Below are 20492 nucleotides of genomic sequence, written 5' to 3'. Positions count from 1 at the left end.
TGGAGCGGAGGAGCGGCGTGATCGGCAACCTCGCGGGCGGTGAGATCCTGCTGCTGGTGCTGGCCGCGCTCATCATCCTCGGCCCGACCCGGCTGCCGGGCTACGCCGCCAAGCTCGGCCAGGGTGTCCGGTACCTGCGCGACCTCGCGGAGGGGGCCAAGGGACAGCTGCGCGACGAGCTGGGCCCCGGCTTCGACGACATCGACTGGCAGCAGCTGGACCCCCGCCAGTACGACCCCCGCCGTATCGTGCGCGAGGCCCTCACCGAGCCCCGGGGCGCGACGTCGGCCTCGGGCCGGACGGGAGCCGTGGCCGGGGAGAAGGAGGAGAAGCCGGTCTCGGCCCGGATGCCCCCGGGGCTCGGCGCGGGGCACGACCCCTCGCGGCCCACGCCGTTCGACAGCGACGCGACCTAGGCCCCTGCCCGACGTGGTCGTGCCGCGACCTCGTCCCTAGGACGAGGCGCGAGCGGTGGGCGTGATGCCCAGCTTGCGCCCGGCCAGACCGCGGCCGCGCCGGGCCAGCTGGCGCGCGACCCCCCGCAGCGCGGTCGCGGCGGGGGTGTCGGCGGCGCCGTTCTGGGCGGCGACGACGGGGGTGCCGTGGTCGCCCCCCTCGCGCAGGGCCACGTCGAGCGGCACCTGCCCCAGGAGCGGCACCTGCGCGCCGATGGACCGGGAGAGCGAGTCGGCGACCGCCTGGCCGCCACCGCTGCCGAAGAGCTCGGAGCGGGAGCCATCGGGCAGCTCCAGCCAGGACATGTTCTCGATGACCCCGGCGAGGCGCTGGTGGGTCTGCAGCGCGATGGCGCCGGCCCGCTCGGCCACCTCGGCGGCGGCCTGCTGCGGCGTGGTGACCACCAGCAGCTCGCTGCTCGGCAGCAGCTGGGCCACGGTGATGGCGATGTCGCCGGTGCCGGGCGGCAGGTCCAGCAGCAGGACGTCCAGGTCGCCCCAGTAGACGTCGGCCAGGAACTGCTGCATGGCGCGGTGGAGCATCGGGCCGCGCCAGACGACCGGCTGGTTGCCGGGGACGAACATGCCGATGGAGATGACCTTGACCCCGCTCGGCTCGGCGACCGGCGGCAGGATCATGTCGTCCACCTGGGTGGGTGCCTGGGTGATGCCCATCATCCGGGGCACGGAGAAGCCGTAGATGTCGGCGTCGACCACCCCCACCCGCAGGCCCTCCTCGGCCAGGGCGACGGCCAGGTTGACGGTGACCGACGACTTGCCCACGCCGCCCTTGCCGGAGGCCACGGCATACACGGTCGTGAGGGAGTCGGGCCGGGCGAAGGGGATCTCGCGCTCGGCCTGCCCGCCGCGCAGCTGGTCACGCAGCGCACCGCGCTGCTCCTCGGTCATCACGCCCAGCCGGACGTCGACGCCGGTGACGTGCTCGACCTCGCTCACCGCAGCGGTGACGTCGCGGGTGATGGTCTCCTTGAGCGGGCAGCCGGGGACGGTCAGCAGCACCGTGACCTGGACGTGGCCGTCGTCGGCGACGTCCACCGCCTCGAGCATCCCGAGCTCGGTGATCGGCTTCTTGATCTCCGGGTCGTTGACGCGGGCCAGGGCAGCGTGCAGGGCGTCGTCGCTGGGAAGGGGCATACCTCCATGGTAGGCGCCGTCCGGGGCACCGGCGACGGCGCCCTCAGCGGTCGTGGCGGTCTCCCGCACCCCCCTCGCCGTGCTGCGGGCGCTCCGGGGCGGGGTCCTCGCCGGCGTCCCGGGCGCGCAGCTCCTCCAGCATGTCCCGCAGCTCGGAGCGCACGAAGTCACGGGTCGCGATGTCGCGCATGGCCAGGCGCAGGGCCGCCACCTCCCGGGTGAGGAACTCGGTGTCGGCCTGCGTGCGCTCGTCCCGGGTGCGGTCCTGCTCCATCTGCACCTTGTCGCGGTCGTCCTGCCGGTTCTGCGCGAGCAGGATGAGCGGCGCCGCGTAGGACGCCTGGAGGCTGAGCATGAGGGTGAGGAAGATGAAGGCGTACGGGTCGAAGCGCGCCTCCGCGGGCAGCACGGTGTTCCAGGCGATCCAGACGAGGACAAACAGCGTCATCCAGACGAGGAAGCGCGCGGTGCCCATGAACCTCGCGAAGCGCTCCGCGAACGCCCCGAAGCTCTCGGGGTCCATGCGCGCCTGCGGCATCCAGCGCGACTGCTTGTCCAGGGGCTGGTCCAGACGCGGGCCCGTGGAGGTGGGGTCCGCCCGGCGGGTGCCCCCGCGGGCCCGTGCCGTGTGGCGGGTCGGCTCAGACATCGTCCGCCTCCGTCAGGTCGGTCTCTCGCCAGTCGTCGGGGAGGATGTGGTCCAGGACGTCGTCGACGGTCACGGCCCCCAGGAGGCGGCCCTCCCGGTCGGCCACGGGGAGGGCGACGAGGTTGTAGGTCGCCAGCGCCCGCGTGACGACGCCCAGGCTGGCGCCGGGGGAGACGGGGTCGATGTCGGTGTCGAGGATCGAGCCCACGGGCTGGTGCGGGGCCTCGCGCAGCAGCCGCTGGATGTGGATGCTGCCGAGCAGCCGGCCGGTCGGGGTCTCGTGCGGGGGGCGCGTGACGTAGACCAGCGACGCGGTCGCGGGGTGCATCTCCTCCCGGCGGACCAGGGCCAGGGCCTCGGCGATGCTGGCCTCCGGCCCCAGGATCACCGGGTCGGTCGTCATGAGACCACCGGCGGTGTTCTCGTCGTAGGTCAGCAGCCGCCGCAGGTCGGCGGCCTCGTCCGGCCGCATGAGGGCTAGGAGCTCCTCCTGCACGGCCTCCGGGAGGTCGGACAGCAGGTCCGTGGCGTCGTCCGGCTGCATGACCTCCAGGATGTCGGCCGCCCGGTCGGTCGGCAGGTGGGTCAGGATCTCGAGGCGGTCGTCGTCGGGCAGCTCCTCCAGCACGTCCGCCAGCGTCTCGTCGTCGAGGGCGTCGGCCACCTCGGCGCGACGCTTGGTCGACAGGTCGTGGATGGCCTCGGCGAGGTCCTGCGGCTTGAGGTCCTCGTAGGCCTCCAGGAGGGCGGTGGCAGCCTGCGGGGGACCCTGCTCCTGCAGGCCCTCGACGGCGTCGATGTCGACGAGCAGCGTCTCGCCGCGCCGCCGGCGGAGCAGCCCCCGCCGTGGGGCCTCGTCCCGACCCTTGCGGACGAAGATCTTGGTGATCCGCCAGTCCCCGCTGCGCTGCTGGTCCATGGCCATGTCCTCGACCACGGCAGGACGGCGTTCCGACCCCTCGGTCACGGTGACCTGCCGGTCGAAGAGCTCACCCACGACGAGGGTCTCACCCGCCCGCTGCTCGAAGCGGCGCATGTTGAGCAGCCCCGTGGTGATGACCTGTCCGGCGTCGACCGACGTCACCCGGGTGATCGGCACGAAGACGCGCCGCCGTCCCGGGACCTCGACCACCAGACCGATGACCCGCGGCCCGTGAGCGGCCGAGCGGGCGGTGAGCGTCACGACGACGTCGCGCACCCGGCCCACCTCGTCACCCAGCGGGTCGAAGACGCTCAGGCCGTTGAGGCGGGCGACGAAGACACGGTGGGTGCTCACCCCCAGGACAATACGAGGTCGCCGACCTCCCGGGGGACCGCGGTGCGCCGGAATGGCGCGGCCGCGGGGGTGGTGGGCACAATGAGGGGGTGACTACTCCGACCGGTCCCCGCGCCGCCCTGCCCCGGCCGACCCTGGACCTCGACTACCCCAAGAGCCTCGGGGTCTTCGAGCGTTACGACCAGGCCCAGGAGGCCGTCGACTACCTCTCCGACCACGAGTTCCCGGTGGACCAGGTCCTCATCGTCGGCACCGAGCTCAAGCAGGTGGAGCGGGTCACCGGCCGGCTCACCACGGGGCGCGTGGCGCTCGGCGGAGCGTTGTCCGGCGTCTGGCTGGGGCTGTTCGTGGGCCTCATCTTCGCCCTCTTCGCCGGACCCCGGGACGCGCTCATGACGGTGATCTGGACGGCCTGCTTCGGCGCCGTCTTCGGCCTGGTCTGGGGCCTCATCGGCTACGCCTTCACCCGGGGCCGTCGTGACTTCACCTCGGTGACCCAGGTGGTGGCCACCCGCTACGAGGTGCTCACCGAGCACAAGCTCGTCGAGCGGGCCCGGGAGCTGCTGGACGGCCGGCTGTCCTGAGCGACCGGCGTCCGGTCAGCGCCGGCGCCCGCCCTCGCGCACCCAGGCCTCCACCTCGGGAACCGTCCGCGGCAGCATGGCCGACAGGTTGCGCGCGCCGTCGGCGGTCACGACGACGTCGTCCTCGATGCGTACCCCGATCCCGCGCAGCTCCTCCGGGACGAGCAGGTCGTCGGACTTGAAGTACAGCCCCGGCTCCACGGTGAGGACCATGCCCTCGCGCAGCTCGCCCTCGACGTAGTCCTCGCGCAGGGCCTGGGCGCAGTCGTGCACGTCGAGCCCGAGGTGGTGGCTGGTGCCGTGCACCATCCAGCGGCGGTGGAACTGCCCCTCGTCGGCGTCGAGGGTCTGCTCCAGCGTGACGTCCTCGGGCAGCAGCCCCCACTCCAGCAGGTGCCGGGCGATGACCTCGATGGCGGCCGCGTGGACGTCCTTGAACTTGTTGCCGGGCCGTACCGCGGCCAGCCCGGCCTCCTGGGCCTCGAGGACGGCCTCGTAGACGCGTCGCTGCGGCTCGGTGAAGCGACCGGACACCGGCACGGTGCGGGTGACGTCGGCGGTGTAGAGCGCGTCGGTCTCGACGCCGGCGTCGAGCAGCAGGAGATCCCCGTCCCTCACCTCGCCCGTGTTGCGGATCCAGTGCAGGGTGGTCGCGTGGTCGCCGGCGGCGCAGATGGAGTCGTAGCCGACGCCGTTGCCGGCGTGGCGCGCGTGCAGCCCGAAGACGCCCTCGACCCAGCGTTCCCCGCGCCCGCGGCGGACCGCCTCCGGGAGGTGCTCCACGACGGCGTCGAAGGCGGTCGCGGTGGCCTCGACCGCCTCCTGCATCTGCGCCACCTCCCAGGCGTCCTTGACCAGGCGCATCGTCGAGAGCGTCCGCGCGAGCTCCAGGTCGGCCTCCTGCGCCTGCTCGCCGGAGGACAGCCCGGACTGCTCGCGGACCCGGTCGACCGTGGTCGCGACCTCGCGGTCGGCGTCGCGCACGACCCGCACCGCCAGTCCGGAGGGGCCGAGGTCCTTGGCCATGGCGTCCGGGAGCTCGGACAGGTGGCGCGTCGAGAGGCCCAGCTCGGCCGAGGCGCTGGTCAGCGTGGGTCGGGACCCGACCCAGAACTCCCCGGACCGGGAGTCGGCGAAGAACTCCTCGCTGTCGCGGTCCGCCAGCGGCAGGAAGTAGAGGGTCGCCCCGTGTCCCTCCCCGGAGGGCAGCGGGTCCAGGACGAGCACGGCGTCCGGCTCCCGGTCGGCCCCCAGACCGGTGAGGTGGGCGAAGGCGCTGTGCGGGCGGAAGACGTAGTCGGTGTCGTTGCTGCGGATCTTGAGCCCACCGGCGGGCACGACGAGTCGCTCGCCCGGGAAGGTCGCGGACAACGCCTCGCGCCGCGCCGCGGCATACCGGGCGGCGTCGGTGAGCTCGGGGAGCTCGTCCGACCGGGGTGCCCAGCCCTCCCGCATGAAGGCCATGAAGGCCTCGCCCGTGGGCCGGTTGCGGTGCTCTGCCTTGTGCTGCTTCTCACTCACCCGGCTCATCGTAGGCGGTGCCCAGGGAGCACCGAGCGGACGGTCAGCGGTGGGCCCTACGCTGGATCCTGATGAGCGAGCAGACCCCCTTCACGACCATGCCCGGCGAGGTGACCGGACCCCAGCGGATCGCCCGCCCGCAGCTGATCCCCGCGGCGCGCCTCGGCCGCCACCTCAAGCACGCCGCCGTGCACGTCGTGCGGTCCAGCTCGCCCCCGACCAAGGCGTTGGGGGTGCGGACCGGAGGCGACGAGGCGAGCCAGCGGCACGCCCGGGCGGTGTGCGACCTGGCCCTGCGCGTCGGCGAGGCGCTGCTGTCGACGGGGGCGTCGGCGGCGGACACGGTCGCCATCGTGCTGCGCCTCGGGCACGCCTACGGGATCCGGTCGATGCACGTCGACATCACCTACACCTCGATCTCGGTCTCGGTGCACCGGGGGGTCGACGAGGACTCCCTCACCGTGATGCGCGTCATCAACGACCGCGCGCCGGACTACACCCGGCTGGAGGCCGTGCAGCGGCACATCGAGGACATCGTCCGCTCGGCCGAGGGCAGCAGCGAGGGACCATCGCTGGACGTCGACGCGGCTCGGGCCCACCTGTCCACCCTGCTCGCGTCTCCCCATCCCTACCGCCGCTGGGTCGTCACCGTCGGAGCCGCCATCATGTCGGTCGGCGTCGTCATGCTCTTCGGGGCGGGGCCCCTGATGTGGGCGGTGGCGGCGCTGTCCGCGGCCATCGTGGACCGGGTTCAGCGCCGTCTCTACACCTGGGGGGTCGCGGCCTTCTTCACCCAGGTCCTCAGTGCCGCGATCCCCACGGGTATCGCGCTGGTCATGTACGCCGTCGGTCGGGAGGCCCCCTCGGTGGTCGTCGTGTCCGGCATCGTCGTCCTCCTGGCCGGGCTGGGGGTCCTGGGCGCCGCGCAGGACGCCATCGACGGCTACTACGTGACGGCCGGGGCGCGGGGCCTGGAGGTCCTCATGATGACCCTGGGCATCGCGGTCGGGGTGGCCTCGGTGCTCGGCATCTCGCGGTGGTTCGGGGTGAACATGCAGGTGTCGCCGATCATCGCGCTGGGTGGCACCCCGTTCATCTCGACGATCGGCGCGATGCTCATCGCGCTCGGCTTCTGCCTCAGCACCTACTCGGGCACCCGCACCATCCTGGTGAGCATCGGGATCGCCGCTCCGGCGTGGCTCGTGCTCGAGGCCGCGCTCTTCGTCGGGTTCGCCGCCCCGGCCGGGGTCGCCGTCGCCGCCTCGCTGGTGGGCGCCTTCGCCTACGTCGCGTTCCGCGTGATGCACGTGCCGGAGGCCGCCGTGGCCACGGCGGGGATCGTCTCGCTCCTGCCGGGCCTGGCGGTCTACCGCGCGCTCTACGTCATCATGCAGAACGACGCGTCGACGGTGTCGAACGCCGTCATCTTCTTCGTGGAGGCGATGGCGACCGGGCTGGGCCTGGCGGGCGGGCTGGCCATCGGCGGCTACCTCGCCCGTCGCAAGCTCGGGCTGGACCGGGCCGCGCTCCGGGCACGGCGTCGGTCCCGGGGCACCTACGTGGCCGAGGCCTGAGCGGCAGCCGGACCGCGCAGGCCCGCCGGGGCTGGACGTGCGCGGTCGGTGCGGCGCTCAGTCGTTCCAGCTCCAGCCGGCGAGCAGGTCCTCGAGGACCGGCTCGGCGTCCTCGGCCTGGCTCTCCACCGCGGACAGCGTCACGACGTAGAGCGTGCCCTCGTGGGAGACCCAGCGCTGCGTCTGGTGCACGGTCGCGTCCTGGACCTCGCGCACCAGGGTGTAGCCCGGGGCCCGGTTCCCGTCCACCTCGGCCGGCTCCAGCAGCTCGTACTCCCCGTCCTCGCCGGCCAGCTGCTCCGCCGAGCTCTCCACCGCCGAGGTGAGGTTGCCGACGTACTCCTCCTGGGTGATGACGATGTTGCTGTAGAAGGAGTCGACCCGCTCGCCGTCCCGTGCCGCCAGCACGGCCGTCTCGGTCTGCTCCTGCGCCGTCGAGGTCGCGTCCTCCCAACCGGCCGGGACGGTGACCGTGAAGGACCCGTCGCTCGCGCTGAGCTCGAGCTCCTCCGGCTCGCTCGTCGCCTCCGCCTGCTCGGTCTGCGTGGCCGTGTCCGCCGCGACGTCGTCGGAGGCCGTCTCCTCCTGCGCGTCCTCCGGGGCGCTGCTGGTCGCGGCGTCGTCGGTCGCGGTGCTGGTCGCCGTGGGCTCCGCGACCGGCTCCTCCTCCGCGCAGCCGGCCAGGGCCAGTACGGCGAGCACGGTCGCGGCTCCGGCGGTCCGGAGCGAGGCTCGGGTCGTGGTCATGCTTCTCCTCGGTGTCTCGTGTCGGCCGCGCCGGTGGCGCGCGCAGATGGGGGATCGGGGTTCCAGTATGCCCGTCCAGGGCCGGCGCCTACGGTGGGCTCATGCCCCGTCTCGCGCCGAGCGCCCGGATCGACCTGCACGTGCACTCCACGCACAGCGACGGCACCGAGGCACCCGCCCAGGTCGTGGGCCGGGCCCAGGAGTCCGGCCTGGACGTGGTGGCGCTGACCGACCACGATGCGGTGTCGGGCTGGGAGGAGGCTGACCGGGCCGGCCGGGAGCGAGGCGTCGCGGTGGTGCCCGGGCTGGAGATCTCCTGCAGCGCGGGGGGCGCGTCGGTCCACCTGCTCGGCTACTTCGTGGACCCGACCGACCCGGCCCTGCTCGAGGAGCTGGAGCGCATCCGGCGCAGCAGGGACGAGCGCCTGCGCAGGATGGTCGACCGGTTGGCGGAGGCCGGCTTCCCGGTGTCCTGGGAGGAGGTGCTGGACCAGAGCTCGGCCGGCGCCTCGTTGGGGCGTCCGCACATCGCCGACGTCCTCGTGCGGCACGGCAGGTATGCGGACCGCGACGCCGCCTTCGCCGACGTGCTGCACTCCAGCAGCCCCTTCCACGTGGCCCACTACGCGCCGGACCCACGGTCGGCCGTCGGGCTGGTGCGGTCCGCCGGAGGGGCCGCCGTGCTCGCCCACCCCTTCGCCGCCGGCCGGGGCCGGGCCATGCCGCGCGAGCTCCTGGGCGACCTCGTCGAGGCCGGCCTCGCAGGGATCGAGGTGGACCACCGCGACCACGACGGGACCGGACGGGAGCTGGCCCGTCGGCTCGCCACCCGTCACGGGTTGCTGCCCACCGGGTCCAGCGACTACCACGGCTCGGGCAAGCCCAACCGTCTGGGCGAGCACACCACGCTGCCCCGGGTCCTCTCCGCCCTGCTGGAGCGGACGGGGGGTCAGCTGCTGGGCGCCTCGCCGTGACCTGCGCTCGAGCGACGACGACGGCGGCGCCGGCCTCCGGAGCCCGCGGACTCGGTCGAGCTGGATCGGCGCGCCGAGCCCCCGGTGCCCTCTCCTGCTGATCCGCCCCTCGGGCCGTGCCCCTCGCGGGCCCCGGCCCGACCGCCGTCCTGGCCACCGCGCCCCGAGCGGCCGCCCCGGCCGCGTCCGCGCCGGTCGCCCCGCTCCCGGCCCGAGGTGCCCTCGATGTCCTCCACCGCCTCGGCGCCCAGGCCGGCCCGGGTGCGGGCGGACTTGGGGAGCGTGCCACGGGTGCCCTCGGGGATGCCGAGTTGCTCGAAGAGGTGCGGGCTGGAGGAGTAGGTCTCCTCCGGCTCGGGGTAGCCCAGGTCCAGCGCCTTGTTGATGAGGCCCCACCGCGGCATGTCGTCCCAGTCCACGAAGGTCACGGCGACACCGGTCGCGCCCGCCCGGCCGGTGCGGCCGATGCGGTGCAGGTAGGTCTTCTCGTCCTCCGGGCACTGGTAGTTGATGACGTGGGTCACGGCCTCGACGTCGATACCGCGGGCCGCGACGTCCGTGGCCACGAGGATGTCGACCTTGCCGCTGCGGAAGGCCCGCAACGCCTGCTCCCTGGCCCCCTGGCCCAGGTCGCCGTGGATGGCGGCCGCGGCGAAACCGCGGTCGCCCAGCTCGTCGGCGACCTTGGCGGCCGTCCGCTTCGTCCGGGCGAAGACGATGGTGAGTCCTCGTCCGTCGGCCTGCAGCATGCGGGCCAGCATCTCGACCTTGTCCATGGCGTGGGCCCGGTAGGCGAACTGCTCGACCGCCGCGACGGTCTGCCTGCCGTCGTCGTCGTCGCTGACCGCACGGATGTGCGTGGGCTGGGTCATGTAGCTACGGGCCAGCGAGACCACGGCGCCGGGCATGGTCGCCGAGAACAGCATGGTCTGGCGGCCGGCGGGCGTCAGGGCCAGCAGCTTCTCCACGTCCGGCAGGAAGCCGAGGTCGAGCATCTCGTCCGCCTCGTCGAGGACGACGGTGCGGGCGTGCCCGAGGGTGAGGTGACCCTTGGCGGCGAGGTCCAGCAGGCGACCCGGGGTACCCACGACGATCTCGACGCCGCGGTTCAGCGCCTCGATCTGCGGCTCGTAGGCGCGGCCGCCGTAGACGGTGAGGATGCGGGTCGAGCGGTGGGCGGCCGCCTTGGACAGGTCGCCGGCGACCTGGACGGCGAGCTCACGGGTGGGGGCGACCACCAGGGCCTGAGGGGCGCCGGGCTTCTCCAGGTCGGTGAACGCGTCGTCCTGCGGAGCGACCACGTTGTGCAGCAGCGGCAGGCCGAAGCCGAGGGTCTTGCCGGTGCCGGTCTTGGCCTGGCCGATGATGTCGTGCCGGGACAGCGCCACCGGCAGCGTCATCGCCTGGATGGGGAACGGGTGGGTGATGCCACCGTCGGCGAGCGCCCGGACGATGTCCGGATGCAGCCCGAAGTCGGCGAACGTGCGCGTTTCCTGCATGGGTACTCCCTGATCGGGTGAGTGCGGCCAGCTCCCGACGAGGTGACGTCGGGCTGGTCCGGGCCGATCGGGAACTGGGGCGATGAAAGGGGCCGGGCCATTCGCCCGACCCGCGAACAACCGTCTGACCATCGTGGCATGACGGCCGACCGGGCACCGGTGTACAGCCTCCAGCCTACCCGAGAGGCCGTCCGGGACCGGACGCGCCGGACGGCGCGCCTCCCACGGGGGGACGCGCCGTCCGGACGGGCTGGGTCAGCGCGCGGTCAGCGCACAGCCTTGCGGCGGGTGACCGCGATGTAGCCCATCACGGCGACGATCGCGAAGACCGTGCCGAGGATGAGGCCCCAGAAGCTGAACTGCGCACCGCTGGTCCCGAGGAAGTTGGCCCCGACCCAGGAGCCGATGAGCGATCCGACGGCGCCCAGCAGGACGGTCATGGGGACGGAGATGTTCTGGTCTCCCGGCAGGATCAGCCGGGCGAGGGGGCCGACGATGCAGCCGACGATGAGAGCGACGATGATGGTGGTGATCATGGGTATGACCCTTTCGCACAAGTCAGCCCAGGAGGAGAAAGCCCTCTGGGTGATCGACGCGTGAGCACGCTCCCGCGAAGATCGCCCTCACAGTAGGGATCGCGCGGCAGGAACACCAACCGACACGTCCGGTCGAGGCCATGTCGTGACGATCCCGTGACCGCCGGACGGGCTTCAGTGGGTCCCGAAGCCCACGCGCCCCTTCTCCTGCACACCGATCTCGACGTAGGCGATGGTCGCGGTGGGCACGATGATCGTCTGACCCTTCTCGTCCTCGAGCTCGAGGACCGCGGAGTCGCCGCTGAGCGCCTCCGTCACGACCTGGCGGACGGCGGCCGGCGTCTGCGCCGACTCGAAGGTGACCTCGCGTCCGACGTCCCGGACTCCGATGCGGACCTCCACGGTGGGTTCCTCCCTGTCGAGTGGCAGTGGGTGCAACCCCGGATGCGGGGCACGACCCAGCCTAGCCCGGGACCGAGACCACCCTGGCGCGCGGGGGCACCGCGCCGAACCCGCGCCAGGCGATGGTCGAGAGCAGCTCCAGGACGCGTTCCCGGCTCACGCTGCCTCGGCGGTCGTACCAGGCGACGGCGGCGGCCTGCGCCATCCCGGCCATGGTCGTCCCGAGCAGGACGCACTCGTCCCAGCTGAGCTCGGTCTCCTCCGCCAGCACCCGGCCCATGGACTCACCGCAGGCCCGGCGGGTGCGCTCCAGGATGCTGGCCACGGAGGGGTCGGACGTCATGTCGGAGCGGAAGAGCACCGGATAGCCGGACGACGGCTGCTCGACGAACTCGAAGAAGCTGCTGAGGCACCCCGAGATCCGGGCCTGGTTGCCCTCGTCGGACGCGAGCGCCGCCTCGATCCGCCGGACGACGTCGGCGGCCACCGACTCCGCGATCGCGACGTACAGGTCGAGCTTGCTGTCGAAGTGCTGGTAGAGCACCGGTTTGCTGACCCCGGCACGGTCGGCGATGTCGTCCATGGCGGTGGCGTGGTACCCGGACTCGGCGAACGCCTCCAGGGCGGCGCCGAGCAGCTGGGCCCGGCGCTCCCCTCGGGGCAGGCGCACTCGTCGTTCGGGGGTCAGGGGGCTGGTCACGGGGCTCCCTCCTTCTCGATCCTCCCATCGTAGGCCCACCGGACCGCGCGGGGGCGGTCTGTCGGCACCGGGTGATGTGATGGCCCCATGGCTCGACCGCAGACCGCCCCGCCGAGACCGCCGGTCGACGACCCGGACCAGCGTCGCGCCGTGGAGCACCGCGGCGGCGTGCTCCTCGTCCTGGGGGCCCCCGGGACCGGCCGCAGCACCGTCGTCGTCGCCCAGGCGCAGGCCCGGCTGCGCGAGGGGCTGGAGCCGGACCGCTGCCTCGTCGTCGCCGCGACCCGGCAGGGGGCCGGCCGCCTGCGCGCTCACATCGGCCAGGACCTCGCCACCACCCACACCGAGCCGCTCGCGCGGACCGCCGCATCCCTGGCGTTCTCCGTGCTGCGGCTGTCCGCGGCACGGGAGGACGGGCCGATGCCGCGGTTGATCTCGGGGGCCGAGCAGGACGCCGTGCTGCGCGAGCTGCTCGCGGGGCACGAGGCGGACGGTGGCGGCCCGCCCTGGCCCGAGGAGCTCGACCGGGCCCGCCGCACGGACGGGTTCCGGGCCCAGCTGCGCGACCTGCTCATGCGTGCGGTCGAGCACGGCGTGGGACGCGAGGACCTCGAGGTCCTCGCGCAGGCCCACGACCGGCCGGAGTGGGCGTGCGCTGGAGCGGTGCTGGAGGAGTACGACCAGGTCACCGCGCTCGCGCAGCCGGGCAGCTACGACCCCGCCTGGATCACCACGGCCGCGGCGGAGGCGCTGGAGAGCGACCCCGACCTCCGCGCCCTGGTGCACCGCCGGGTGGGGGCCCTCCTGGTCGACGACGCGCAGGAGCTCACCGCGTCCGCGGCCCGCCTGCTCGACGCGGTGCGCCCCCCTGGGGTGGACAGCGTGCTCGTGGGTGATCCCGACTCCGCCGTCCAGGGCTTCCGCGGTGCGGTCCCGGGCGCCTTCCTGGCGCTGGCCCGTCGCTGGTCGGGAGCCGCAGGGCCGACGACCCTGACCCTGGGCACCCAGCACGGTGTGGACGGCGACGTCGGACGGGCGGCCGACCGGGTGGCCGAGCGCATCGGCGTGGTGGGTGCTGCAGGCCAGCGCCGACCCGCCCACGGTGAGCGCCCGGGGGCGGTCCGGGTCCACGTGACCCGCAGCTCGGCCCAGGAGGCGGCGCTGGTGGCCCGGTGGCTGCGACAGGCGCACCTCCTCGACGGGGTGCCGTGGCAGGAGCTCGCCGTGGTGGCCCGCAGCCGCGCGCAGCAGGCCACTCTCCGCCGGGCGCTCGCGTCCGGGGGCGTCCCCGTGCGGGCGGACCGCTCGTCGGTGCCGCTCGGGTCGGACCCTGCCGTGCGTCCGCTGCTCCTGGCCCTGGACGTGGTGACCCGGGGGGGCGACGACGACCCGGGGTGGTCCCTCGCCCCGCAGGAGGCCGTCGACCTGTTGACCGGCCCCCTGGGGGGGCTGGACCCGGTGGGGCTGCGCCGGTTGCGCAGGCAGGTCCGGGCCGCCGAGCTGGCCGAGGGCGGGAGCCGGGGTGCGGACGAGCTGCTGGCCCTGCGCCTCGGCGACCCGGACCTGCGACGGCAGGCCCCGCACGACGTCCCCGTCGAGCTGCAGGCCCTGCGACGGGTGGCGGAGATCCTGCAGGCCGGACGCGACGTCGTGGTGGCGACCGTGCGGGGCGAGGCGTCGGAGGCGACTCCCGCGACCGAGCACCGACCGCGCGGTGTGCCTGGCCTCCCGGGGCCGGACGAGGTCCTCTGGGCGCTCTGGGCCCGGAGCGGGCTCGCGAGGACGTGGTCCCGTCAGGCGCTTGCCGGAGGGCCGTTGGGTGCGCGGGCCGACCGCGACCTCGACGCGGTCCTCGTCCTGTTCGCCGCGGCGGAGGACCACGTGGACCGGCTCCCGGGGGCCCGGGCCAGGACCTTCCTCGACACCGTGCGGGGGGCGGAGGTCGCCGCCGACACGCTGGTGGTGGGGGGCCAGCAGCCCGCTGCCGTGGAGATCCTCACCCCTCACTCGGCGGCCGGCCGCCGGTGGCGCCGGGTCGCCGTCGTCGGGGTGCAGGAGGGGGTCTGGCCGGACCTCCGCCTGCGGGACTCGCTGCTGGGGTCCCAGGCGCTGGTGGCCGCTGTCGAGGGCCGTCCGGTGACGGGCACCGAGGCGTGGCGGCACGCCCAGGCCGCCGTGCGCTCGGACGAGCTGCGCCAGTTCCACGTCGCGCTGACCCGTGCCCAGGAGGAGGTGCTGGTGACGGCCACGGCCAGCACCGACGACCAGCCCTCCGCCCTGCTGGACCTCGTCGACCCCGGGTTCCGGGACCGCCCCCCGGTGGAGGTGCCGCCGCCCCTCACCCTGCGCGGCCTGGCCGGTGAGCTGCGCCGCACCGCCGTCCGGGCCCACCGCGACGGCGACCGGCCCGCCCGGACGGCGGCCGTCGAGCTGCTGGTGCGGCTGGCACGTGAGCAGGTGCCGGGGGCCGACCCGGCGGCGTGGTGGGACCTGCGCGAGCTGTCCAGCACGTCGCCCGTCCAGCCGGAGGGGCCGGTCCGTGTCTCCCCGTCCCGGCTGCAGACGTTCCTGGACTGCGAGCTGAGGTGGTTCCTCACCTCGAGGGGGGCCGAGACCGGGGAGGCCTCCGGCGCTGCGTTGGGGACCCTGGTGCACGACATCGTCGCCACCCGGCCCGACGCTCCGGCCGGCGAGCTGGTCGCCGAGCTGGACCGCCGGTGGGCGGACCTGGGGCTCGTCGACGGATGGGTCTCGGACCGCACCCGCCAGGACGCGCACCGCATGCTGGAGCGCTACGTCTCCTACGTCCGCGACGCCCGGGCCGCCGGGCGCGAGCTCGTGGGTGCCGAGCTGGACCTGTCGGTGGCGCTGCCACCGGGGGAGGGTGAGGGCGCCCGGGAGCCCCGGCTGACGGGAGCGGTGGACCGCCTCGAACGGCAGGCCGACGGTGCGCTCGTCGTCGCCGACCTCAAGACGGGGCGCACCCCCGTCCCTCGGGCGGACGTGGACCGGCACGCCCAGCTCGCGGCATACCAGGTCGCGGTGTCGCACGGGGCCTTCGCCGACCTGGGTGCCGCGAGCGGAGGCGCCCGGCTCGTGCAGCTGGGGGCGTCGGGCACGGTCGAGCGGTCGCAACCGCCGTTGACCTCCGCGGACGACCCCCAGTGGGCACTGTCCACGATCCAGGACGCCGCCACGCGCATGGCCGGGGCCGAGTTCACCGCGTGGGACCAGGAGCGGGCCTGCCGCCGGTGCCCGGCGCGGTTCGCCTGTCCGTTGCAGCCCGAGGGCCGCGAACGGTGAGCGGGTCGAGCGGCCCCCGCTTCTCCCCCCAGGACCTGGCACAGGCGCTGGGGACCCCGGAACCCACCCCGGAGCAGGCAGCCGTCATCACCGCGCCCCTGCTGCCCGGCGTCGTCGTCGCCGGGGCAGGCTCGGGCAAGACGGAGACCATGGCCTCGCGGGTGCTGTGGTTGGTCGCCAACGGCCTGGTGGCGCCCCAGGACGTGCTCGGACTCACGTTCACCCGCAAGGCCTCGGTGGAGCTGACGACCCGGCTCACGGGCAAGCTGCGCCGGCTCCGGGAGGCTGGACTCTGGTCGGGCGAGCCGGTCGCGGTCGGCCCTCAGACGGCGCCGGGGGGCGGCGACGGGTTCGACCTGCCGACCATCTCGACCTACCACGCCTACGCCGGCCGCCTCGTCAGCGAGCACGGGCTGCGCCTCGGCGTCGAGCCCGACGCCGTGCTGCTCTCCGAGGCCGCCTGCTGGCAGCTCGCGCACGACGTCGTCAGCCGCTACGACGGGGACATGACGTCGATGGACCGCGCGCCGAGCACCGTGGTCCGCGCCGTGATCGCGCTGTCGGGCGAGCTCGGCGAGCACCTGGTGGAGCCCCAGACCGCCGAGCAGCTGCTGCTGGAGCTGGCGGAACGCTACGAGGACCTCCCGCACGAGGGCCGTCCTCTCAAGGCCGGGGGGGACCTCGCCGCGACCCTGCGTCAGCAGGCCTGCCTCTACCCGCTCGTGCTCGCCTACCGTCGCGCCAAGGCGGAGCGCGGGGCCCTGGACTTCGGCGACCAGATGGCGTTGGCTGCCCGCCTCGCCCGGGACGTGCCCGTGGTCGGTGCCACCGAACGCAGCCGGTATGCCGCCGTGCTGCTGGACGAGTTCCAGGACACCTCCGAGGCCCAGCTCGTGCTGCTCACCTCGCTCTTCTCGGGTCTGGCGATGCCGGTCACCGCGGTGGGCGACCCGCACCAGTCCATCTACGGCTGGCGCGGGGCGAGCGCCACGACCCTCACCCGGTTCCCGCAGCAGTTCGCGGTCGACGGGCGCCCGGCGGAGGTCCTGCAGCTGAGCACCTCCTGGCGCAACGACGAGCTGGTGCTGGGCGCGGCCAACGCCGTGGCCGGGCCGTTGCGCGAGGAGACCGCGGTGCCCGTGGCCACGCTGCACCCGCGACCAGGAGCCGGGTCCGGGACGGTGGAGGTGGCCCGCCTGGTCGACCACGTGGCCGAGGCCGAGCACGTGGCGGAGTGGGTGCGTGCCCGGTCCGCGAGCGGGGCCACGGCGGCCGTCCTCTGCCGCACCCGCGCGCAGTTCGGGCCGGTGGTCGACGCGTTGCGCCGGCGCGGACTGCCGGTCGAGGTGGTCGGCCTGGGCGGGCTGCTGGACACGCCCGAGGTCCTCGACCTCGTCGCCCTGCTGTGGGTGGCGCAGGAACCCACGCGCGGCGACCAGGTGATGCGCCTGCTCGCCGGACCGGTCGGGCGTCTGGGTGCGGCGGACCTGGACGCCCTGTGGGCGCGGGCGCGCGAGCTGGCCCGGGCGGCGGGTGGCGTGGTGGCCCGGGAACGTGAGCACGCGCCCGTGCTGGCCGAGGCCCTCGAGCACGTGCCGAGCGAGTCCTGGACGGGCCAGGAGGGCCAGCGCCTGTCGCCCCGTGGCCGCGACCGGGTGTCCTGGCTCGCCGAGGTGCTCCGCCGCGTGCGGTCCCTCGCCGGTCTCCCGCTGCCCGACCTGGTGTCCGAGGCCGAGCGGTTGCTCGGGCTCGACATCGAGGTGGCCGCCGACCCGGACCTGCACCCCACCTGGGGGCGCGCGCCGCTGGACGCTCTCGTCGAGGTCGCCGCCGGGTTCGACCACGGGGCGGACCGGGCCACCCTCGGTGCCTTCCTGCACTGGCTCGACGCCGCGCGGGAGCACCAGCGCGGGCTGGAGGACGCCGAGACCCCCGAGCTGGCCGAGGTGTCGGTCGACGCGACGGCGGTCCAGGTCCTCACGGTGCACGCCGCCAAGGGTCTGGAGTGGGACGCGGTGGCGGTCCCCGGCCTGGTCGAGGGCGTCTTCCCCTCGGGGCGGGTCACGCCGGAGCACCGGGACGGTCACTGGCGCACCAAGGAACGGACCGACAACGGGTGGTTGGCGGGCATCGGACGCCTGCCGACCCCGCTGCGAGGTGACCGAGAGGGGCGGCCGGACCTGGACTGGGCGCGGATCCCCGACACCCGAGCGCTGCGGGCCGCGCTGGCACAGCTCGCCCTGGACCAGGGACGGTTCGGCGTCCAGGAGGAGCGGCGCCTCGCCTACGTGGCGACGACGCGGGCCAGGCAGCGACTGCTGCTCACCGCCCCCGTGTGGTCGACCGGCAAGCAGCCCAGGGTGAGCTCACGCTTCCTCGACGAGGTCGCAGCCCTGCCAGGGGCCGTGGTCGGGCCGTGGGCGGACATGCCCGACCCCGGGGAGGAGCTGCAGAACCCCCGCCTGGGCGAGCAGACGGCGGCGCAGTGGCCGGTCCAGCGTGAGGATCGACGGGAGACGGTCCGGGACGTCGCGGCCGCCCTCGTCGCGGCGGGGGCCGTCGGCGGCCCTCCCGGGAGCCGCGGCGACGCCGCCACCGACCCCTGGGTCGAGACGGTCGACCTGCTGCTCGCCGAGCGCGCCGACCGGCACACCCGTCCGGACGGCCCGCAGCTCCCCGGACACCTGTCCACGTCGGCGGTGGTGGCGCTGGCGACCGACCGTGAGGCATACCTGCGGGACCTCCGCCGTCCGATGCCCGCGCCGCCCAGGCCCAGGACACGGGTCGGCACGCTCTTCCACGCCTGGGTGGAGCGGCACTATGCCGCGGCCACCCTCGTCGACCTGGACGACCCGGACAGCGGGTCCGACCCCGCCGACGCGGTGTCCGGGCTCGGCACCCTGCAGCGGCACTTCCTCGCCAGCGAGTGGGCGGACCGGGTCCCGCTGGCGGTAGAGGTGCCGCTCCAGACGACGCTGGCCGGGCGCACGGTGGCAGGCCGCATCGACGCCGTCTTCGGCGACGCCGACGGCGGTGTGACGGTGGTGGACTGGAAGACGGGGACGCCCGGGAGTCCGGCCCAGCAGCGGGCCCGGACGGTCCAGCTGGCCGTCTACCGCGTGGCCTACGCGCGGCTCCGCGGGCTGGCGCTGGACGAGGTGCGGGCGGCCTTCTTCTACGCCGCGACGGGCACGACGGTCCGGCCGCCGCTGCCCACGGAGGCCGAGCTCGCCCAGCTCCTGGACGAGGGTCCTCCGGCCACCGAGCAGGGACCACCGGGGGACGGTCAGCGGTCCCGGTCCTCCTCCGAGGGCATGCCGTAGAGCTCGTGCAGCCGGGTGTCGTCGTCGAGGAGCTCGACGTCCTCCGGCGCGTCCGTGGCGTCGGCCTCCCGCGCACCGTCAGGGGGCGTGCCGGACGACTCCTCAGCCCCAGGGAGGGATCCGGCCGGTCCTGCGGCCGAGGGGTCCGCCGGCTCGGCCGCCGGACCGGGGCTGTCCTCGGGGTCGGCTGTGTCGACCGTCTCCGGGATGTCGACCGTCTCGGGAGTGTCGACGGGCTCGGGGGTGTCGACCGTCCCGGCGTGCGGGGCGGCGGTGTCCACCGGGTCGGGGGCTCCGTCCTCGGGGGTGCGGTCCACCCCGGCTGGTGCCCGTCCGTCGGCCAGGTCGCCGGGGGCGCCGACAGGGCGGACGACCGGCACCTCCGTGGTGATGTCCGCGTCGTCGTCAGTGCCGTCGCCGGTGCCGGACCACGGGTGGGGACCGGCGACCTGGTCGTCCGGGTGCGGGTCGGGGTCGCCGTCGTCGAGGTAGGGGTCGGGCCGCGCAGCGGGGTCCTCGCTGTCGAGGTCGTCGTCCTCCTCGTCCGCCTCCCCGCCACCCTCGGAGGGCTCGGGGAGATCACCCTCGTCGCCCGACCACGCCCCGACCGCCGGCATCCCCTCGTCGTCGAGGTCGACGTCCTGCCCACGCTCCTCGGAGGACCAGGACGGACCTGCCTCGAGGCCGGGGCCGGCCCCGTCCGTGCCCGACCCGCCGGTGGGTGCCGTCACCGCCGCGCGGTCCGGGTGGCCGGCAGCCGCGACCGCTGCCCCACCCGCCCGGGCGGTCGCGGGCACCAGGGAGTCCTCGTCCTCGGTGAGGCGGTCCATGCGGCGCAGCGCCTCGACGACCCGCCGGGCCGACTCCTCGTCGCCGGAGGCCACGTGCTGCGCGAGCCCGCGCAGCCGGCCGGTCTCCGACAGGAAGCGGGCCCGGGCGTGCAGGTAGGGGTCGGGGCGCTGCGCGCGAGCCAGGGCGTAGCTGTCCAGCACCGACTCCCAGGCCTCCGGGGACGCCTGGGAGTAGATCTCGGCGAGGTCGGTCGCCGGGTCGCCCACCATGGCCTCGTCCCAGTCGGTCACCGCCACTACACGCCCGCTGTCGGCCTCGTCGTCGGCGAAGGTCACGACGACGGTGGCGCCACGGAAGGAGCCGTGCACCGGGGTGCTGGCGAACTGCCACAGGGGTGAGGCGTCGAAGGCCTCCTCCCAGCGGCCGAGGAGCCTGGTGGGTACCCGACCCGTCTCGGCGGCACGGTCCACCTCGGCGATGAGGCGCTGTCGCCAGTCGGCGGCGTCGAACGAGGGGACGTCCTGCTCCTCGAAGACCGCTGCAGGGATGTTGTGGATGGCGGCGACGGCTCGGCCCACGGCGTGGGCGAGCCCGGCCCCCGCCGGGAGGCGGGTGAAGTCGAGGGTGGCACCCTCCACGTGGGGGTAGACGGCAGCGTGGCCCTCCCGGCCGACCGCGGCGTAGCCGGCAGCGGCGGGAACCTTGAACGGGAGGTGCCTGGCGAGCTGTCGGACCAGCTCGTCGTTGCGGTGCAACCGCGCGCCGGCGATCGCGGTCAGGGGTGAGCGGACCAGCCACCGCCGACCGGTGGCGTCCTCGACCACGGCCTGCTCGAGCTCGGTCTCGGCCCCCCTCTCGACGCTCATCCGGGCCACGGTCACCGGCTTCATCCCCGGGACGGCGGCGCTCGCGAGGGCAGCGAGGGCCAGGTCGGTGCGCTTCACGCCCCCACCGTATGCCGTGTCCTCCACCCGGGGCGTCATTCCACCGGCACGTCCCCGA

Annotated in this window: 16 protein-coding genes; 6 read left to right on the top strand and 10 right to left on the bottom strand. The window is 74.5% G+C overall.

What is annotated here, in order from left to right; genetic code table 11:
* Positions 1–17: 17 nt before the first annotated feature.
* On the top strand, positions 18–416 hold the full coding sequence (locus Q0967_RS12410; protein ID WP_298750690.1) for a Sec-independent protein translocase TatB: 399 nt from the start codon (positions 18–20) through the stop codon (positions 414–416).
* 36 nt (positions 417–452) lie between these two features.
* On the opposite strand, the gene Q0967_RS12405 is transcribed toward Q0967_RS12410, so the two are convergent.
* Genes Q0967_RS12405 through Q0967_RS12395 form a run of 3 tightly spaced genes read right to left on the bottom strand, consistent with a single transcriptional unit; the run spans position 453 to position 3535 of the window.
* Positions 453–1610, bottom strand: a complete 1158-nt coding sequence (locus tag Q0967_RS12405) for an Mrp/NBP35 family ATP-binding protein (RefSeq protein ID WP_298750688.1) — start codon at positions 1608–1610, stop codon at positions 453–455.
* Between the two features lie 43 nt (positions 1611–1653).
* The gene (locus Q0967_RS12400) at positions 1654–2259 is read right to left on the bottom strand and encodes a DUF1003 domain-containing protein (RefSeq protein ID WP_298750685.1); all 606 of its coding nucleotides are present in this window, start codon (positions 2257–2259) and stop codon (positions 1654–1656) included.
* Positions 2252–3535 (bottom strand): magnesium transporter MgtE N-terminal domain-containing protein, encoded by a 1284-nt coding sequence (locus Q0967_RS12395; RefSeq protein ID WP_298750683.1) that lies wholly within the window; start codon positions 3533–3535, stop codon positions 2252–2254. The genes Q0967_RS12400 and Q0967_RS12395 overlap by 8 nt, the downstream gene beginning before the upstream one ends.
* Before the next feature lie 89 nt (positions 3536–3624).
* On the opposite strand from Q0967_RS12395, the gene Q0967_RS12390 reads away from it, so the two are divergent.
* Positions 3625–4119 carry a general stress protein gene (locus Q0967_RS12390; protein ID WP_298750681.1) on the top strand — a complete coding sequence of 165 codons (495 nt, stop codon included), beginning with the start codon at positions 3625–3627 and terminating at the stop codon, positions 4117–4119.
* 15 nt (positions 4120–4134) lie between these two features.
* On the opposite strand, the gene Q0967_RS12385 is transcribed toward Q0967_RS12390, so the two are convergent.
* Positions 4135–5640 carry an aminopeptidase P family protein gene (locus tag Q0967_RS12385; RefSeq protein WP_298750679.1) on the bottom strand — a complete coding sequence of 502 codons (1506 nt, stop codon included), beginning with the start codon at positions 5638–5640 and terminating at the stop codon, positions 4135–4137.
* Positions 5641–5711: 71 nt separating this feature from the next.
* Between Q0967_RS12385 and Q0967_RS12380 the strand changes: the two genes are divergently transcribed.
* On the top strand, positions 5712–7214 hold the full coding sequence (locus Q0967_RS12380) for a threonine/serine exporter ThrE family protein (protein ID WP_298750677.1): 1503 nt from the start codon (positions 5712–5714) through the stop codon (positions 7212–7214).
* 57 nt (positions 7215–7271) lie between these two features.
* Here the strand turns inward: Q0967_RS12380 and Q0967_RS12375 are convergent, their stop codons facing one another.
* Complete coding sequence (locus Q0967_RS12375) at positions 7272–7961, bottom strand: DcrB-related protein (protein WP_298750675.1); 690 nt, start codon at positions 7959–7961, stop codon at positions 7272–7274.
* Positions 7962–8062: 101 nt separating this feature from the next.
* On the opposite strand from Q0967_RS12375, the gene Q0967_RS12370 reads away from it, so the two are divergent.
* Complete coding sequence (locus Q0967_RS12370) at positions 8063–8935, top strand: PHP domain-containing protein (RefSeq protein WP_298750673.1); 873 nt, start codon at positions 8063–8065, stop codon at positions 8933–8935.
* Here the strand turns inward: Q0967_RS12370 and Q0967_RS12365 are convergent.
* From Q0967_RS12365 to Q0967_RS12350, 4 genes are all read right to left on the bottom strand, one after another.
* Entirely contained in the window at positions 8911–10434 is a 1524-nt protein-coding gene (locus Q0967_RS12365) for a DEAD/DEAH box helicase (protein WP_298750671.1), read from the bottom strand. The two genes, Q0967_RS12370 and Q0967_RS12365, sit on opposite strands and share 25 nt — an antisense overlap.
* 266 nt (positions 10435–10700) lie before the next feature.
* Entirely contained in the window at positions 10701–10970 is a 270-nt protein-coding gene (locus tag Q0967_RS12360; protein WP_298750667.1) for a GlsB/YeaQ/YmgE family stress response membrane protein, read from the bottom strand.
* Between the two features lie 174 nt (positions 10971–11144).
* Positions 11145–11372, bottom strand: coding sequence for a DUF3107 domain-containing protein (locus tag Q0967_RS12355; protein WP_298750665.1), 228 nt, complete (start codon positions 11370–11372; stop codon positions 11145–11147).
* 61 nt (positions 11373–11433) lie between these two features.
* Positions 11434–12072, bottom strand: a complete 639-nt coding sequence (locus Q0967_RS12350; protein ID WP_298750663.1) for a TetR/AcrR family transcriptional regulator — start codon at positions 12070–12072, stop codon at positions 11434–11436.
* Positions 12073–12159: 87 nt separating this feature from the next.
* On the opposite strand from Q0967_RS12350, the gene Q0967_RS12345 reads away from it, so the two are divergent.
* Positions 12160–15375 (top strand): ATP-dependent DNA helicase, encoded by a 3216-nt coding sequence (locus tag Q0967_RS12345; RefSeq protein WP_298750661.1) that lies wholly within the window; start codon positions 12160–12162, stop codon positions 15373–15375.
* Entirely contained in the window at positions 15372–18698 is a 3327-nt protein-coding gene (locus Q0967_RS12340; protein WP_299450307.1) for an ATP-dependent DNA helicase, read from the top strand. The genes Q0967_RS12345 and Q0967_RS12340 overlap by 4 nt, the downstream gene beginning before the upstream one ends.
* Here the strand turns inward: Q0967_RS12340 and Q0967_RS12335 are convergent.
* Positions 18662–20434 carry a phosphotransferase gene (locus tag Q0967_RS12335; protein ID WP_298750656.1) on the bottom strand — a complete coding sequence of 591 codons (1773 nt, stop codon included), beginning with the start codon at positions 20432–20434 and terminating at the stop codon, positions 18662–18664. The genes Q0967_RS12340 and Q0967_RS12335 overlap by 37 nt on opposite strands.
* Between the last annotated feature and the right edge of the window lie 58 nt (positions 20435–20492).

It is taken from the genome of uncultured Serinicoccus sp. (assembly GCF_947500995.1).
GTDB lineage: Bacteria > Actinomycetota > Actinomycetes > Actinomycetales > Dermatophilaceae > Ornithinicoccus.
Note: the sequence above shows the minus strand (reverse complement) of the source record. Positions and strands in the feature narration are given on the sequence as shown.

Excerpts from the sequence above, each read along its gene's own strand:
- Q0967_RS12400 (WP_298750685.1), bottom strand. The coding sequence starts at position 2,259 with ATGTCTGAGCCGACCCGCCACACGGCACGGGCCCGCGGGGGCACCCGC.
- Q0967_RS12370 (WP_298750673.1), top strand. The coding sequence starts at position 8,063 with ATGCCCCGTCTCGCGCCGAGCGCCCGGATCGACCTGCACGTGCACTCC.
- Q0967_RS12345 (WP_298750661.1), top strand. The coding sequence starts at position 12,160 with ATGGCTCGACCGCAGACCGCCCCGCCGAGACCGCCGGTCGACGACCCG.
- Q0967_RS12405 (WP_298750688.1), bottom strand. The coding sequence starts at position 1,610 with ATGCCCCTTCCCAGCGACGACGCCCTGCACGCTGCCCTGGCCCGCGTC.
- Q0967_RS12365 (WP_298750671.1), bottom strand. The coding sequence starts at position 10,434 with ATGCAGGAAACGCGCACGTTCGCCGACTTCGGGCTGCATCCGGACATC.
- Q0967_RS12360 (WP_298750667.1), bottom strand. The coding sequence starts at position 10,970 with ATGATCACCACCATCATCGTCGCTCTCATCGTCGGCTGCATCGTCGGC.
- Q0967_RS12375 (WP_298750675.1), bottom strand. The coding sequence starts at position 7,961 with ATGACCACGACCCGAGCCTCGCTCCGGACCGCCGGAGCCGCGACCGTG.
- Q0967_RS12380 (WP_298750677.1), top strand. The coding sequence starts at position 5,712 with ATGAGCGAGCAGACCCCCTTCACGACCATGCCCGGCGAGGTGACCGGA.